This is a genomic window from Actinomyces ruminicola (genome assembly GCF_900103885.1).
Classification (GTDB): Bacteria; Actinomycetota; Actinomycetes; order Actinomycetales; family Actinomycetaceae; genus Actinomyces; species Actinomyces ruminicola.
Genome location: NZ_FNIM01000002.1, coordinates 132610 through 148839, shown reverse-complemented (window position 1 = coordinate 148839; position 16230 = coordinate 132610). Strand labels below are relative to the sequence as shown.

Annotated in this window: 10 protein-coding genes, 1 tRNA gene and 1 other RNA gene; 8 read left to right on the top strand and 4 right to left on the bottom strand. The window is 71.3% G+C overall.

Going from position 1 to position 16230, the window contains the following annotated elements:
* Positions 1-68: 68 nt before the first annotated feature.
* Positions 69-163, bottom strand: an RNA gene (ffs, locus tag BLR49_RS03960) — signal recognition particle sRNA small type.
* A gap of 186 nt (positions 164-349) precedes the next feature.
* Here ffs and BLR49_RS03955 point away from each other — a divergent pair.
* Positions 350-437: transfer RNA gene (locus BLR49_RS03955), tRNA-Ser, on the top strand.
* Positions 438-1223: 786 nt separating this feature from the next.
* A complete protein-coding gene (locus BLR49_RS03950; RefSeq protein WP_092533771.1) occupies positions 1224-1895 on the top strand; it encodes a septum formation family protein in 672 nt (223 codons plus the stop codon).
* Positions 1896-1898: 3 nt separating this feature from the next.
* On the opposite strand, the gene BLR49_RS03945 is transcribed toward BLR49_RS03950, so the two are convergent.
* The gene (locus BLR49_RS03945; RefSeq protein WP_245690408.1) at positions 1899-7187 is read right to left on the bottom strand and encodes an acyl-CoA dehydratase activase-related protein; all 5289 of its coding nucleotides are present in this window, start codon (positions 7185-7187) and stop codon (positions 1899-1901) included.
* Between the two features lie 286 nt (positions 7188-7473).
* Between BLR49_RS03945 and BLR49_RS03940 the strand changes: the two genes are divergently transcribed.
* The gene (locus BLR49_RS03940) at positions 7474-8220 is read left to right on the top strand and encodes a TetR/AcrR family transcriptional regulator (RefSeq protein ID WP_092533768.1); all 747 of its coding nucleotides are present in this window, start codon (positions 7474-7476) and stop codon (positions 8218-8220) included.
* A 160-nt stretch (positions 8221-8380) separates the two neighbouring features.
* Positions 8381-8719, top strand: a complete 339-nt coding sequence (locus tag BLR49_RS03935) for a type II toxin-antitoxin system VapB family antitoxin (RefSeq protein ID WP_092533766.1) — start codon at positions 8381-8383, stop codon at positions 8717-8719.
* Between the two features lie 153 nt (positions 8720-8872).
* Here BLR49_RS03935 and BLR49_RS03930 read toward each other — a convergent pair whose 3' ends face one another.
* Entirely contained in the window at positions 8873-10264 is a 1392-nt protein-coding gene (locus BLR49_RS03930) for a uracil-xanthine permease family protein (protein ID WP_092533763.1), read from the bottom strand.
* A 381-nt stretch (positions 10265-10645) separates the two neighbouring features.
* On the opposite strand from BLR49_RS03930, the gene BLR49_RS03925 reads away from it, so the two are divergent.
* From BLR49_RS03925 to BLR49_RS03915, 3 genes are all read left to right on the top strand, one after another.
* Positions 10646-11431 carry a DUF4956 domain-containing protein gene (locus tag BLR49_RS03925; protein ID WP_092533760.1) on the top strand — a complete coding sequence of 262 codons (786 nt, stop codon included), beginning with the start codon at positions 10646-10648 and terminating at the stop codon, positions 11429-11431.
* A gap of 66 nt (positions 11432-11497) precedes the next feature.
* Positions 11498-12352 carry a polyphosphate polymerase domain-containing protein gene (locus BLR49_RS03920; RefSeq protein WP_092533757.1) on the top strand — a complete coding sequence of 285 codons (855 nt, stop codon included), beginning with the start codon at positions 11498-11500 and terminating at the stop codon, positions 12350-12352.
* Between the two features lie 106 nt (positions 12353-12458).
* Positions 12459-14279 carry a carbohydrate-binding domain-containing protein gene (locus tag BLR49_RS03915; RefSeq protein WP_092533754.1) on the top strand — a complete coding sequence of 607 codons (1821 nt, stop codon included), beginning with the start codon at positions 12459-12461 and terminating at the stop codon, positions 14277-14279.
* 89 nt (positions 14280-14368) lie between these two features.
* On the opposite strand, the gene BLR49_RS03910 is transcribed toward BLR49_RS03915, so the two are convergent.
* Entirely contained in the window at positions 14369-14764 is a 396-nt protein-coding gene (locus tag BLR49_RS03910; protein WP_176765768.1) for a hypothetical protein, read from the bottom strand.
* 544 nt (positions 14765-15308) lie between these two features.
* Here BLR49_RS03910 and BLR49_RS03905 point away from each other — a divergent pair.
* Positions 15309-16214 (top strand): alpha/beta fold hydrolase, encoded by a 906-nt coding sequence (locus tag BLR49_RS03905; RefSeq protein WP_092533751.1) that lies wholly within the window; start codon positions 15309-15311, stop codon positions 16212-16214.
* Positions 16215-16230 lie beyond the last annotated feature (16 nt).

The following is a 16230-nucleotide window of genomic DNA, read 5'->3' as shown; positions in this document are numbered from 1 at the left end:
TAGACGCGACCACCGACACGATGCGACGCCTGGTGCATTGCCGATCGCTTAACCGCCGGACGGTCGCATGCAGGGACCCCTCGTGCACCCGCCAGAGCCCGCTTACCCTTGCTACCTTCCGGTCCTGGGGGATTCACTGGATGACGCCGCACGAGGGGCCGGGTGCGAGCGTACCCGATGGGGGCCGGAGGCGGTCAAGTCCACCGCCTAGCCGCTGACACAGAGCACGCGCAACCGGCGCCACAAAGCTATTCGTGACCGATGCCACCGCTTCGAGTTGGCGCTGAGGGCGCCCGGTCCGATATATTCGCGTCTCGCTACGCGTGGTGAGCAGCCGCGTGCAGCGCCTGGAGGATTCGCCTAGTGGCCTATGGCGCACGCTTGGAAAGCGTGTTGGGTGCAAGCCCTCGGGGGTTCGAATCCCCCATCCTCCGCCACCAGATTTCCCCGGGATCGCAACGATTCCGGGGCTTCTTTCTTCTTCTGCCAACACTCCTGTAAACAACCGTCTCCCGCCGTGACGATCACCATCGGGCGCCCGGCAGTGACCTTGGCGGCCAAGACGCACGCCTGAAGCCGCCCCCGTTCCAACCGATCGGGCGCGGCATCCGCGCGCGAGGAGCCGTGTGCATTCGCGTCCGTGTCACGCAGTGCACCACTTTCACCGCCGGGCCCCATGCTCCTGTAACCGTGATCCGCATGATCATGTGCCTTGGCGTGCCCCCGCCGACTCACCCCGGGGGAAAGTGGTGCAATCCGTGACACCCGCGCACCCGCTTCACACCATCACCACGGTTTTTCCTAGCCGCTTCACAGCGCTGCGCCGGGCCTCCTCCCAGCCTCACCGGGTTACCTGGCTACTGCCGCCGGGCGGAAACTGGTCACGAGGGTATGGGGAGCCCAATGACTGACCCGCATCCGAGACGGGACGGGTACATGGGAGCCCGTACCGCGTCGCCCCGGCGAAGGAGGACCGCCCCTCGGGACCGGGAACCCCGAGGGCTTCGCGCACCTCGTTGCGGTGGCCTGCGGGCCGGGAGATCGCCCGGCCCGCAGGCCACCGGCATGTCTACGCCCCACCGTCAGCCTGCCAAGGGCGGCCGCGGGCAGGCGCACCCAGGCCCTTACGTCGCCATCGTTGCCCGGCGGCACCACAGCCTCGGCCGGGCGACTCACTTCCGGCGCCCCGCCCGTTACCAAGGGATGTATGTCAGCCTAGAGACATGCGTAAAACCCTCACCACGCTCGCCGTCCCTGCCGCCCTGCTGATGAGCCTGGGGGTTGCGGCCTGCCAGGGCAGCACCGCCTCAGACACCGCCACCGCCGCGGGGACGCCCTCGACGTCCGCCGCCCCCAGCACGACGCCGCTGCCCGAGGAGGCCGTCGCCACCCCGAGCGCCCGGACCGTCTCCGCCATGGACATCAAGGTCGGCGACTGCCTCATCTACGGGGACAACTCAGTCCCCGCAAATCCCTCTGCCACAGCCGACGCCTCGGCATCCGGCGCACCGGCCGCCCCCTCCGAGGGCGCGCCGTCCAGTGCGACGGCGGACGCCTCCGGGGGCGAGCGGTCCGGTGGCACCGTCGCCAGCGCGAGCCTGGTCGACTGCGCCGCCCCGCACCTGTACGAGGTCTACGCCGAGGGCGCGATCTCCGCGGACGCCTTCCCCGACGACGAGCTCATGGAGCAGTACGTCTCGGACATCTGCTACAACGCCTTCGAGACCTACGTCGGCACCAGTTACGAAGACGCCTACTCCCAGGGCCGCTACGCGGTCACCTCCCTGCGTCCCACGCAAACCACCTGGGAGCAGGGCGACCGCACGGTCTCCTGCCTGCTGACCTCCGTGGACGGCAGCGAGCTGACCGGCTCCGCCCGCGGCGCCGAGGACTGACGCCTACGCCCGGCCGACGCCGACCCGTTCGGGAACGGCCACGTCCGGCGAGGTGGGCGTGCCGTCGGGGGCTGGGCCGAGGTCGGCGATCAGGTCGGTGGTGGTGCGGCCGTCGCCCGAGGCGTTGTCGATGCCGGTGAGCGGGCGGCCCGCAGCCGACGCCGCCGTTGCCCGCGTCCGCGCACCCGCCGTCGGGGGCTGCGTACCCACGGAGTCCGACGGGGAGGCCTGCCCGCCTGGCGCCGCCTCGGCCCGCGCCGCCCCGCCTGGCGCAGAATCCTCCTGCACCATGAAGGCGGTGGAGATCATCAGCTTGATGCGGTTGAGCTGGTTGACCTCGCTGGCGCCGGGGTCGTAGTCGATGCCGACGACGTTGGCCTGCGGGTAGCGGCGGCGGAGCTCCCGGAACATGCCCTTGCCGACCACGTGGTTGGGCAGGCAGGCGAAGGGCTGGCAGCACACGATGTTGGGGGCGCCGTGCTCGATCAGCTCGATCATCTCGGCGGTCAGCAGCCAGCCCTCGCCGGCCTGGTTGCCCAGGCTGAGAATCTGGCTCGCCTTCTCGGCCATCTCGGCGATGGGGGACTCGACGTCGAACTTGCCGTCCGCGGCCGCCAGGGCGGCGCGCGCCGGGGCCTGCACCTGCTCGATGAACCACACGGCCGCCCGCTTCTGGTAGACGGTGTCGGCGCCGATGCCGTAGGCGTCGGCCCGCCACTGGGCGGTGGACATGCCGTTGAGGAAGAAGCCCAGCAGCCCGGGCACCACGGCCTCACAGCCCTCTGCCTCGATGACGTCGACGACGTGGTTGTTGGCGTCCGGCTGGAACTTGACCAGGATCTCCCCCACCACGCCCACGCGCGGCCTGCGGGGCACGTCCGCCAGGGGAAGCGCATCGAATTCGCGCACCAACTCGCGCAGCAGGCGGCGGTAGCCGATGCGCCCGCCCCAGGTGGCGGAGCGGCCCCTGTGCTCGAAGAACTCGCAGGTGATCGCGCTCCAGCGCTCGTACAGCGCCTGGGCGGAGCCCGGCACCGCCTCGTAGGGGCGCACCCGCAGCAGGCAGGTGCTCAGCGTGTCGCCGATGACCACCCCCTGCAACATCTTGTAGGCCATGGTCGGACTGAGCTTGAAGCCGGGGTTCTCCTCAATGCCCTGCAGGGAGACGGCCAGCACCGGGATCTGCGGGTAGCCGGCCTCGCGCAGGCCCTTGCGGAGCATGGCGGCGTAGTTGGTGGCGCGGCACATGCCGCCGGTCTGGGAGATGGCCACCACGCACTTGTCCGGGTCGTGGGAGCCGTCCTCGAAGGCGCCGATCAGCTGACCGATCACCATGATCGCGGGGAAGCAGGCGTCGTTGTTGACGTAGCGCAGCCCCACCTCGAGGTCCGACTTGCTCGCGGACTCCAGCAGCTCGACACGGTATCCCAGGCGGCGCATGAGCGGCACCAGGGGCCGGAAGTGGATCGGGCTCATCTGCGGCATGAGGATGGTGTGCGTCCGCCGCATCTCCTCGGTGAACACCGGGGTGGTGGCGGCGGGCAGGCTCCGCTCGCCGCGGGCCGCGCGCCCGGCGAGCGTGTGATCGCCGTCGTCCGCGGACGCCGGGTTCTCGCGCGGGGCATCGCCGTCCTGCTTGCCGACGTCGGTGGTCGGCACGGTGGTGTCGATCTCGACGCTCGCGGCAGGCTCCTGGGTCTCCTCGACGACGGCGGCCCCGTCCGCGGCTGCCCGCTCACCGGTGCCCGCTGCCTCCTCCTCGCGCCGGCGACGGCGCTCCTCGCTGGCGGCGGCGAGCGAGCGCAGGCGGATGGTGGCGGCGCCGAGGTTGGAGACCTCGTCGATCTTGAGGGTGGTGTACACCCCGCCCGCGGACTCGAGAATCTCCTGCACCTGGTCGGTGGTGACGGCGTCGACGCCGCAGCCGAAGGAGTTCAGCTGGACCAGTTCCAGGTCGTCGGCGCGGGTGACCAGCTCGGCGGCCCGGTACAGGCGCGAGTGGTAGGCCCACTGGTCGCGCACCCGCAGCTTCGGGGAGACATCGGCGACGGCGATCGGCGTAGTCGGCGCCGGCAGGCCCTCGGCGGTGACGTCGGACCAGTCTGCGGGCGCCTGCGGGTCGTCCTTGTCACGCCCCAGGCCGCGGCGGAGAGAGGCGACGGCGCGCGAGAGCGCCCCGCCGGCGACCGCGTGCTCGGCGCCGTCACCGACGTCGTCGGGGGCCGGCTCGGGCAGGATCGAGTCCTCGGACAGGACCGCCATGCCCAGGGTGTTGATGACGTCGGGGACGCCGTGGTTGATCTCGGGGTCGATGTGGTAGGGGCGTCCGGCCAGGACGATGCCCTTGCGGCCGTGCTCGCGCATCCACTCCAGGGTGCGGCGGCCCTCGGCGCGCACGTCGGCCTTGAAGGCGGCGTCCTCGGCGAAGCCGGCGGCGACGGCCTTGCGGGCCTCGGGGAGGGTCACGTGCCAGTCGGCGAATACCTCCACCAGCCGCTCGGCGAGCTTGGCGGGGTCGGCGAGGTTGAGGAAGGGGGCCAGCATGCGCACGCCGCCCGGGCCGGCGGGATCCCCGGAGCCCTCGGCCGCGGCGTCGGAGCGCGGCGCGCCGTCGCGAATGGCCTCGACGTTGTTGCGGATGACCTCGGGGTAGGTCGCCACGATCGGGCAGTTGTAGTGGTCGTCGGCGCCGTCCACGAGCCCGCGCTCGTAGAAGACGCAGGGGAACCAGATGTTCTTCACGCCCTTGTCGATCAGCGACTGGACGTGGCCGTGGGCGAGCTTGGCCGGATAGCACACGTTCTCGCTGGGGATGGAGTCCATGCCCCGCTCGAACAGCTCGTGGTTGGAGCGTCCCGACAGCATCACGCGGAAGCCCAGCTGGGTGAGGATCGTGAACCACAGCGGGTAGTCCTCGTACATGCCCAGCACGCGGGGCACGCCGATCTCGCCGCGGGTGTCCTGCCCCTGGCGCAGGCGCCGGTAGGCGAAGGTGCGCCGGTACTTGTAGTCGTACAGGTTGGGCAGGTCGGACTTGGTCCTGCGCCGCTCCTGGGTGGCGCCGCGCTCGCAGCGGTTGCCGGACACGTGCCGCTGGCCGTCGTTGAAGGTGGTGATGGTCAGCTTGCAGTGGTTCTGGCACAGCTTGCACACCGTGGTCTCGGTGGTGAAGCCGAAGCGGGAGAGCTCGGCCAGGCTCATCAGCGTGCCGGGCACGCCGTCGTAGGTCTCGCGGGCGGTCAGGGCGGCGCCGAAGCAGCCCATGAGGCCGGCGATGTCGGGGCGCACCACCTCGCGGCCGGTGAGCAGCTCGAAGGCGCGCAGCACGGCGTCGTTGAGGAAGGTGCCGCCCTGGACGCTGATGCGCTCGCCCAGCTGGGAGGCGTCGCGCAGCTTGATGACCTTGTACAGGGCGTTGCGCACCACCGAGTAGGACAGTCCGGCGCTGATGTCGCCGGGGGTGGCGCTGTCCTTCTGGGCCTGCTTGACCGAGGAGTTCATGAACACCGTGCAGCGGCTGCCCAGGTCCACCGGGCTGTCCGCCCTCAGCGCGGAGGCGGAGAACTCCTGGATGGACTGTCCCATGGACTGGGCGAAGGTCTGCAGGAAGGAGCCGCAGCCGGCCGAGCAGGCCTCGTTGACACTGATGGAGTCGATGGCGCCGCCGCGGATGCGCAGGTACTTCATGTCCTGCCCGCCGATGTCGATGACGCTGGTGACGCCGGGGTTCAGGTGGGCGGCGGCCCGGTAGTGGGCCATGGTCTCCACCACGCCCTCGTCGATGCGCAGGGCGGCCTTGACGATGCCCTCGCCGTAGCCGGTCACGCAGGAGCGCACGATGCGCACGTGCTCGGGCATCTCCAGGTGGATGCGGCGCAGGATCTCGACGGCGGCGGTGACGGGGTCGCCCTCGTTGCCGGCGTAGTGCTCCCAGACGATGCGGTTCCGGGAGTCGATGACGACGGCCTTGATGGTGGTGGAGCCGGCGTCGATGCCCAGGAAGCAGTCCTGGAAGCGAGTCGGGGCGCCGTCACCGCCTTCGTCGGCGGGCGCGGCGGGCCAGCCGACCCGCTCCACGGTGGCCTTGGCATGGCGGGCGCGGAAGGCGGCCAGCTCGGCGTCGTCGGAGAACAGGGGGCGCATGCGGCTGGTGCCCGTGCCGGCGGCGCGGCGGGAGGCGAGGCGCTCGGCGATCTCGGTCAGCGGCGTCGCCTCCTCGCCCGCGAGCAGGGCGGCGCCGACGGCGACGTACAGCTGGGCGTCGTCGGGGCAGGTGAAGGAGTCGACCTGGTCGGCCAGGGTGCGTTCGAAGGCCCGGCGCAGCTCGGGCAGGAAGTGCAGGGGGCCGCCGAGGAACATGACGTTGCCGCGGATGGGGCGGCCGCATGCCAGGCCGGCGATGGTCTGGGTGACCACGGCCTGGAGCACGGAGGCGGCCAGGTCCTCGCTCGCGGCGCCCTGGTTGATCAGCGGCTGGAGGTCGGACTTGGCGAACACGCCACAGCGCGAGGCGATCGGGTAGAGGGTCTGGTAGTCCGCCGCCAAGGCGTTCAGGCCGGAGGCGTCGGTGTGCAGCAGCTGCGCCATCTGGTCGATGAAGGCGCCGGTGCCGCCCGCGCAGGTGCCGTTCATGCGCTGCTCGGGGGTGGGGTGCAGGTAGGTGATCTTGGCGTCCTCGCCGCCGAGCTCGATGATGACGTCGGCCTCGGGGTTCTTGGCCTGGACGGTGCGGGTCTCGGCGATGACCTCCTGCACGAATGGCAGTCCCATGAGGTTTGCGAGATTGAGCCCGGCGCTGCCGGTGACGGCGCCGCGCACGCGTGCGCCGGGGAAGGCGGCGGAGACCTCGGCCAGCAGCCGGGAGACCTCACCGCGCACGTCGGCGTGGTGGCGGCGGTACTCGGAGAAGACCGGGGTCGGGAGGGGCTCGCCCTCGACCGGTTCGGGCAGGAGCACGAGCTTTACGGTGGTGGAGCCGACGTCCAGGCCCAGGCGCAGGGGGGCGGCGTCGTGGTCGCCGCCGGCGTCGGCAGCGCCTGCGGACGGAGCCGCGCCCGCGGGGGCCACACCGAGGTCAGCAGGGGCGGAGGCGAGGGCGCTGCCTGCCGCGGAGGCCGCCGCAGCGCGACGGGAGGGAACAGCGGGCATGCCGAGCGGGATCGCCATGAGGGAGGGGCCGCTGCTGGCCACCGGTTGCTCCACGTCCACGACGGGCACGACGTCGGAAACAGCCGGTGCGGGTACGGCGGCGGGCTGTGCGACGTCGTTCCTGCGGTCAGCGTTCGCGGTCATGAATTCACCTCTCGGCCCCGCCCGGAATGCGTGACTTCCGGGGCCTCCCAAGACCCGGGGTCGAATAGAACCGTAATCACGGGCACCACCGGGCTTCAACGGCGTTGAAATAACTCAGACTTAGGGCTTCAGTCCCGGCAACTTTTCCCTGCAAGCACCGCGAAGCGCGCCAAAACCGCCTGAACATGCCCTGAACGCCGTTGAATATTGCGCGACTCGCCTTCCCTAATTTGGGAGGGCGTGCTGCCGTCCGGTCCCCGGGAGCCGGATCGTTTAGCCTCACGACATGAGCGACACGGCCGCACCCAGGCAATCCCATTCGGGCAAGCTCCTTCCTACCGTCCCGATTACCCCGGCCGCAGGCGACACCGACTCCGCCCCCTCCGGCACCGACTCCAAAGCCGCGCCCACGCGCCGTCGGGGCCCGCGCTCCGGCAGCCGCGCTTCGGGATCCGAGACCACGCGCGAGGCGATCCTCGACGCCGCCCGCGCCTCCTTCCTGGCCAAGGGCTTCGCCAAGACCACCATCCGTGGGGTCGCCCGGGCCGCCGGCGTCGATCCGGCGCTCGTGTCCTACTACTTCGGCTCCAAGGGCGACCTGTTCGGCGCCTCCATGAACCTGCGCATCCGCGCCAGCGAGGAGATCGCCAAAGTGGTCTCCGGTGACATCCGCACCGCCGGACCGCGGCTGGTGCGCCTGGCGATGACCGCGTGGGACGACTCCTCCGGCGGGGCGACCTTCCGGGCCCTGCTGCGCTGGGTCGCCACCGACGACGGCGCCCCCGAGGCCGTGCAGACCTATGCCACCGAGCAGATAGCCACCCCCGTCATGCAAGCACTCGAACAGGTCGGCGTGCTCGGCCCCGACGCGCGCGAGCGAGCCACCCTGGCCGCCAGCCAACTGGTGGGCCTGGCCATGATCCGCTACACCTTCCAGGTCGAGCCGGTGGCCAGTGCCTCGGTCGACCACCTGGTGGAGGTGGTGGGCCCCACGATTCAGCACTACCTGACCGGCCCGCTGCTGCGCCGGTAGACGCCGGGCGGCGCCGCAGCCGTATACCCCACCGGGCCGCCGGCGGCGCGCCACGGCACCAGAGTGCCCGGGAGTGCCACAAAGGCACACATTCCTTCCGGCGCTGTCCGAATATCGTTCCGCGTCCCGGCGTGCCACACGTTCCCGTTAGCATGGACTCGTGATCTTCAAGGCTGTCGGCGACTGCGCGCCCTACCCCGACCATGGGGTCACTGCGCAGCGCGACTGGGCGGCCATCGCCCCCAGGCAGATCCGTCTGGACCAGTTGGTGACCACGCGCGCACAGCTGGACCTGCGCGGCCTGCTCGACGACGACTCGACCTTCTACGGCGACCTGTTCGCCCACGTCGTCGCCTGGAACGGGAACCTGTATCTGGAGACCGGTCTGCACCGGGCCCTGCGGGCGGCCCTGCAGGGGCGCACCTCCATTCACGCGCGCGTGCTCGAACTGGCCAACGATGGCCAGCCCCTACCCGCCCCGCCGCCGCCGGAGGCCTGACTCCCCTCCAGGCCGCCGTCGCGGCGCCGATGCGCCGGTCCCTCGTCCTGCCGCAATCGGTCGGCAACCAGCCAGACCGACCCCGATGACGCGCAGAGCGGCGCCCCACCCGCCACCGACGACGGCCCGCCGCCCTCCGGGCCGAGCCCCGCGTCAGCCCTGCCGACGGGCGCGCTTGGCGTAGGCCGGGCCCTCGAGCTCGGTGCCCGCGGGCGCGGACGCCGGCGAGGCCTCCTCCAGGTTCGTGCCCCGGGCCCGGGAGATGGCCCGCATGACGTGGTAGACGACGATCGCGGCCAGCGAGCCCAGCGCGATGCCCGCGAAGGCCATGTCGCCCCAGTTGAAGGTGTAGTCGGCGATGGCGATGACCATGGCGACCGCCGCGGTGTTGAGGTTGACCGGGTCGGAGAAGTCGACGCGGTTCTGCACCCAGATGCGCACCCCGAGCATGCCGATCATGCCGTAGAGGACCGTCGCCGCCCCGCCCAGGACACCAGCCGGGATGGTCGCGATGATGACGCCGAACTTCGGCAGCAGGGAGAGCCCCAGGGCCGTCATCGCGGCGATCACGTACGCGGCCGTGGAGTACACCCGGGTGGCCGCCATGACGCCGATGTTCTCCGCGTAGGTGGTGGTGCCCGAGCCGCCGCCCGCGCCCGCGAGCATGGTGGAGACCCCGTCCGCGAACAGCGCGCGGCCGGTGACGTCGTCGAGGTTCTCCCCCGTCATGGCGGCCACCGACTTGACGTGCCCGATGTTCTCCGCCACCAGCACCAGCACCACCGGGATGAACAGTCCCAGGAGACTGACGTCGAAGGCGGGGGCGCGGAAGGCGGGAATGCCGATCCAGCCGGTGCCGGAGATCTGGGAGAAGTCGACCTCCCCGCGCACGCAGGCGGTGGCGTATCCGATCAGCACGCCGATGAGGATCGACAGCCGCCCGATGATGCCCTTGAACAGCACCGTGATCACCAGGATCGACACGATGGTCACCAGTGCGGTCACCGGCGCCGTCTTCACGTTGGCCCAGGCGCTGGGAGCGAGGTTGAAGCCGATCAGGGAGACGATGGCGCCGGTGACGATGGGCGGCATGAGGCGGTCGATCCAGCCGGTGCCGGCGACGTGGACGATCACGCCGACCAGTGCCAGCAGCGCCCCGACGGAGATGATCCCGCCCTGCGCCAGGGACGCCTTGGCCTCGTCCAGGGGCACTCCCGCATCCGCGGCATACCCGGTCACGGCGCCGATGGGTGCGATCAGCGCGAAGGAGGAGCCGAGGTAGCTGGGCAGGCGGCCGGAGGTCACCAGCAGGAACAGCAGGGTGCCCAGCCCGGTGAAGAACAGGGTCGTCGACGGGTCGAAGCCCGTCAGCAGCGGAACCAGGAAGGTCGCACCGAACATGGCGACGACGTGCTGGACGCCGATGCCGAGGGTGCGGGGCCAGCTCAGGCGCTCGGCGGGGGTGACGACCTCGCCGGGGGTGATTGAGCGTCCGTCGCCGTGGAGGGTCCAGCCGTGGAAGCGTCGTTTTTGAGTGGAGGGCACGTGGGCTCCTGTCGCATGGGGGACGGGGACCGGCCTGCGGGGAGATCTCCCCCGGACGCCGGAGCGGCAGGGCCCGGCAGAGGCCTGCCGGGGCCACAGTGTAGAAGCCGCCCGCGGGGTCGCGCTGCGACCGTCCACGCCATCCGCCGACGGCTCCGCACCCGCCGACGCGACCGGTCACCGGTCGACCCCTGCGACCGTGCCGCCCGCCGACCCCGGCGAGCGCGCACCCCGCTAATCCCCCGTCCGCTCCCGGCCGCAGCGCGCAGCGGGTCACATATCCCCACGACACGGCTTTCACAGGGCACGCATAGACCCGTCGCCTTAACTGGGACCCGGTCCGAGACGGCGCCTGCCGTCCTCCCCCCAAGGAAGCTGCCAATGTCTACCTCCACTCTTGCCTACATCGCCATTGATCTGGTCGCCCTGTTCGTGCTCGTCGGCGTCCTCTACACCCGCCGCCACGCCCGCAAGGACCTGGTGGCCGCCTACGCCGGCGTGAACGTCGGCGTCCTGGCGGTCACGCTGCTGCTGTCGACGGCGTCCGTCGGCGCGGGCCTGGGCCTGGGCCTGTTCGGGGTGCTGTCGATCATCCGCCTGCGCTCCACCGAGCTGGCCCAGCATGAGGTGGCCTACTTCTTCGCCGCCCTGGCCCTGGGGCTGCTGGGCGGCATCACCGCCGCGCCACTGGCCCTGACGGCGGTGCTCATGGGACTCGTCGTGGCCTCCCTGTGGCTCGCCGACCACCCGGCGCTCATGCGCCGCAGCCGTCACCAGATCATCATGCTGGACCGCGCCATCGCCGACGAGGACGCGCTCATCGCCCACCTGGAGCAGCTGCTGGACGCACAGGTGCGCTCGGTGGAGGTGCAGCGCCTGGACCTGGTGGACGACACCACCCTGGTGGACGTCCGCTTCCGCCTGCACCCCGCGGGCCAGTCACTGGCGAAGACGGCGCCCGACCACCCCGCGGCGGCCACGGCCGCCCGAGCCGCCGCGTCGGCCCCCGCGCCCACCACCCGGCGGACGGCGTCGAACCGCACCTCCGTTCCGGCACCCGCCCCGGGCTCCACACTCGACAGCCCGGCGGACCCGACGTCGCCGCACCCCACCGACTACGCGTTCCCGCCTGTCGTCCAGCCCGCCGCCCAGCCCGTCGGCCGCTGACCACGGCGCCGGGCCCGAGCAGACGGCAGCACGACAGGCCACCACAAGCCACAGGAGTCACCCGCCATGAACCAGTACCTGCACACCGGTCACCTGCCCGCGACCACCCTGGAGGAGCTCAACGCGGCCGCCGGCCTGCTCACCCGGGTCGACCGCAAGTACCTCCTCCCCCTACCCGCGGCCCAGGAGGTCATCGACGGCCTGGGCGGGCAGGCGCGGGTGCTGCGGATCGACGGCAGGCGGTGCTTCGCCTACGCCTCCGCCTGCTTCGACACCCCCGACCTGGACTCCTACCTGCTGGCGGCCCGCAAACGCCGTCGTCGCTTCAAGGTGCGCACCCGCTCCTACCTGGACTCCGGGCTGTGCTTCCTGGAGGTCAAGACCCGCGGCCCACGCGGTGCCACCGTCAAGCGGCGCCTGCCCTATGCGCCCGCCGACGCCGAGCGGCTCACCGCGGCCGGACGCGCCTTCGTGGCCGAATGCCTGGCCCAGGCCGAGACCTGCTCGGCGACGCACGCCGAAGCGCTGGCCGACGCCCTGGTGCCGGTGCTGGCGACCGCCTATGAGCGCACCACCCTGCACCTGCCGCGCGCGAGCGCCCGAGTCACGGTAGACACCAACCTCACCTGGACGACAATCGGTCCGAACGATCCAGACGCCGCCGAAGAGACGGCGTCGGCCGGGAAGCTGGTGATCGTCGAGACCAAGAACCCGGCCACGCCGTCGCCCGCTGACCGGCTGCTGTGGGCGCTGGGGCACCGGCCGACCAAGGTCTCCAAGTACGCCACCGGCATGGCGCTGCTCCACCCGGGACTGCCCGCCAACAAGTGGCGCCGGGTGCTGGGCCGCGAACTCGCCGAGTCCCGGCAAGAGGCGCCCGGCCGCAGGGCCCGCGTCGGCCGCGCCGCCCGAGCCGCCTGAGCCCCGAACCGGTCGCCCCCTATCACCACGCACACCGCGAGCACGGGACTCCACGCCCCGCGCGCCACCGCCAGACCAGACTCCACCAACCCTTGAGGACTCCACCATGAACAATCCGCTCCGACGCCTACACCACAACGCCCATACCGCCACGCGCACGACACGCCCCGCTCGCGCTCGGCTCCTGGCCGCCCTGGCCGGGGTGGCTCTGGTCGCGGGGTGCTCCACCGGCACCGACGCCACCGGCGCCTCCAGCACCAACTCATCCGGGGCGAACGCCTCGGATACCGAATCCTCCGGCGCGGCCTGGACCACCATCACCACCGCGGTGGCCGAGGCCTCCGCCGGCGCGAGCGTCGCCGAGATCCTGGCGGCGAATGCCGACACCTCCGGGGCCGTCGCCGCCGTCACCGCGGACGACGATGCGGGCGCCTATGACGCCGCCTCCGCCACCACGATCACCCTGTCCGGCGACTCGGCGAGCGTCACAGGCGACGGGGCCGGCGGCGTGGGCGTCGACGGCGGCACCATCACCATCAGCGCCGCCGGCACCTACGTCCTGTCCGGCGAGCTCACGGACGGGGAGGTGATCGTGAACGCCGACGACGCCGAGGTGCGCCTGGTGCTCGACGGCGCCTCCATCACCAATGCCGACGGCCCGGCCATCGACATCCAGGACGCCGGCGGCGCCGTAGTCGTGCTGGCCGAGGGCTCCGAGAACACGCTCATTGACGGCGAGACCTACGCCGACACCAGCGAGGACGCCCCCACGGCGGCCCTGTTCTCCTCCGACACCGTGGTGATCACCGGCACCGGCTCGCTGAGGGTGACCGGCAACCACAACGACGCCGTCTCCTCCAAGAACGGGCTGGTCATCCAGGGCGCTCCCACGATCACCGTGGACGCCGTCGACGACGGCATCCGCGGCAAGGACTACCTGGTCGTCTCCGGCGGCACGATCACCGTCACCGCCGGTGGGGACGGCCTGAAGTCCACCGAGGACGACGACGAGACCATGGGCTTCATCGCCCTGGGCGCGGCCGACATCACCATCACCTCCGGCGACGACGGCGTGTCCGCCACCACCGACGTCACCGTGGACGGCACCACGCTGACCGTGACCGCGGGCGGCGGGCAGGTCAACGCCACCTCGGAGGAGGGCTTCGGCGGGGCGCCCGGGCAGCAGGGGCAGGCGGGCGACCAGGCGGGCGCTGCCGCGAGCGACTCCGCCACGGATGACACCGAGGACGAATCCGGCGTCGACGACGCCGCCAAGCCCAAGGGCGTCAACGCCGGCGTCAGCTACACCCAGGAGGACGGCACCGTCACGCTCGACGCGGCCGACGAGGGACTCCAGGCGGCCTTCATCAACATCGCCGGCGGCGTCCTGACCATCACCTCCGGCGACGACGGCATCAACGCCACCAACGGCGACCGCGTGATCGAGGGGTATGAGAACGTCGACTCCGAGTCCGACGACGGTGCGGTGCTGACCATCTCCGGCGGGCAGGTGCAGGTGTCCTTCACCTACTCCGACGGCATCGACTCCAACGGGTCGGCGCATGTGACCGGCGGGCAGGTCGTCGTATCCGGCCAGGCCGGCTCCATGGACGGGGCGGTGGATGTCAATGGCGAGAGCCAGATCTACGGCATCACCGGCTCCCCGAGCGTGAGTACGGGCGACACCATCACGGTCACCGGCGCCGATGGCACCGCCTGGGAGATGACCAGCGTGTTCACCTCGCAGTACCTGACCGTGCTGGGCCTGACCGAGGGCGAGGACTACACCGTGGCCACCACCTCGGGCGGCTCGGCCACCGGGACCGCCGCGGCCCTGAGCTCCGGCATGGGCGGCATGATGGGTGCCGGCCCAGGAGGCATGGGCGGCGAGCCGCCGTCCGATGCTGCCATGGACGGCCAGGGCTGACCGCGGCAAGCAAAAGTGCCCATCGGTATCGGGTTTCGCTAGGGGCGTCGGCACCGGAGATCAGACGTCCCCGGATTCACGCCGACGTGCTATTCGGCGGCGCGCCGGCTGCGCGCCGCCGTCTTGGCGTCCTGCACCGTCTCGGGATCAACCGGGCCCGCATCAAGCAGCGCTCCTACGAACACCCGGTCCTTGTCCCGATTCGCACAGAGCCTGGCCACGCACAAGTCCTCCGGCGACAGACACCACCCGACGTTCTCCACGGAGGTCCCGGCAAGGGCAGTCGCCGGGCCAGACACGCGGACGAGTCGATCTCTCCGGCCGGCGGGGAGGACCGCCGTGGTCTCAGCCACGCCATCCATGAAGAAGCCGTGGAGTTGCTCTCGCTCCCAACGAATGACGGCCAATCGCTGGGCATCGGTCAGGAATCCCGCTATTGGAGATACCTCGCGCAGACGGCAGGCGTCCTCGTCGGTCGCGCACATGTACTCCCGCATCACCGCCGTATCACCGGACTCGGCCCAGGCCTCCCAACGGCTCAGATTCGCCAGATGCGGCTCCCCTTGCGTCGACCGCCGAACGCGCGCGATTCCCTCTCGCACCCGCGGCAGCCACGACTCCCGGTCCGACCAGTCGACGGATTCTGCAACCAGTCGGTGCAGGAGCAGGCTGCGTGGTCGTGAACGGCTCGACGCCGCTGACATCGCCGACTCATCCGGGCGCGCTGCGACCTGAGCCTCAGAGAGGGCTCCACGCCCGACGTGCGCCGATAATCCGAATAGTGTCCATCGGTGACCAGTTTGACGAAGGGGCGCGAGCGCAGGTCATCAGACGTGCCCGAGTTCGCGCCGACTCGCCTCGGTTTCATTCAGTAACCACCGGCGGATCGCGGTCAAATTGGGCACCGATGGACACTCTTGGCCGGTGCCGGAGCCTGTCGGCGTCGCCGCGGCCGTCCAGACACTGCCTAGTAAGCCCCGCCTCCGTCTGCAACACCTATGCGATCAAGACCCGGCATAGGCTCAGACCATGACCACCCTTGAGGCTCCTGCCGTCGCCCCGCTCGCCCGCCACCTGGCCGGGCCGCTGGACGACGAGGCCGCACCGGTCCTGGTGCTGTCCCACGGGATCACCGACTCCGCGGCCTGCTGGATCGAGGCGATCGACCGCTGGACGGCCGCCGGCTACCGGATCGTCGCCCTGGACGCCCGCGGCCACGGGGACTCCCCCCGCTGGGACGCCTCCGACCTGGCCAGTCGCACGGCAACCGGCGCACGCCTGGCCTCGGACCTGCAAACCGTGCTGGAGGAGTTGCGCGCCCACGGCCTGCACGGTGAGGGGCCGCTGCGTTCGCCGCTGGCCGTCGTCGGCCACTCCATGGGCGGGGTGACCAGCCTGGACGTGGCCGCGCACCGCCCCGACCTGGTGGACGCCGTCGTCGCGGAGGACCCGGCCTTCGTCACCCCGATCTGGCGCCGCCTAATGGCCATGAACGCGTTCCGGCAGGTGCGGGAGATGCAGCAGATCGCCGCCGATCCGCAGGCGCGCTTCGACTTGGAGCTGCGGAACAACCCCACCTGGTCGCCGCGGGAGGTGCGGGCGAGCGTCGAGGCCGCCTGCGGCGTGGACCTGGGGTTCATCGCCCAGGGCTGCGTGTCCCCGCCGACCCCCTGGCAGGAGGTGGTCGACTCCCTGGCGGTGCCAACGCTGATCGTCACCGGCACCGAACGCGTGGTGCTGCGCGGGGACAACCTCACCAGCCTCACCCGCCGCGCCAACCCCTCGATCCAGACCGCTGTGATCGAGGGTGCGCCCCACTGCGTGCGCCGCACCTACCCCGACCGCTTCCACGCCATCACCGACCCCTGGCTCGCCCGGCACCTGGACGCCGACGCGAGTCGGTCGGCGGAGCGCACCAGCCATCGGGCGGCGTAGGACGGCGACGGCCTCC

Coding starts and splice junctions, on each gene's coding strand:
- BLR49_RS03950 (WP_092533771.1), top strand. CDS start 1,224: ATGCGTAAAACCCTCACCACGCTCGCCGTCCCTGCCGCCCTGCTGATG.
- BLR49_RS03945 (WP_245690408.1), bottom strand. CDS start 7,187: ATGACCGCGAACGCTGACCGCAGGAACGACGTCGCACAGCCCGCCGCC.
- BLR49_RS03940 (WP_092533768.1), top strand. CDS start 7,474: ATGAGCGACACGGCCGCACCCAGGCAATCCCATTCGGGCAAGCTCCTT.
- BLR49_RS03925 (WP_092533760.1), top strand. CDS start 10,646: ATGTCTACCTCCACTCTTGCCTACATCGCCATTGATCTGGTCGCCCTG.
- BLR49_RS03920 (WP_092533757.1), top strand. CDS start 11,498: ATGAACCAGTACCTGCACACCGGTCACCTGCCCGCGACCACCCTGGAG.
- BLR49_RS03915 (WP_092533754.1), top strand. CDS start 12,459: ATGAACAATCCGCTCCGACGCCTACACCACAACGCCCATACCGCCACG.
- BLR49_RS03910 (WP_176765768.1), bottom strand. CDS start 14,764: ATGTGCGCGACCGACGAGGACGCCTGCCGTCTGCGCGAGGTATCTCCA.
- BLR49_RS03905 (WP_092533751.1), top strand. CDS start 15,309: ATGACCACCCTTGAGGCTCCTGCCGTCGCCCCGCTCGCCCGCCACCTG.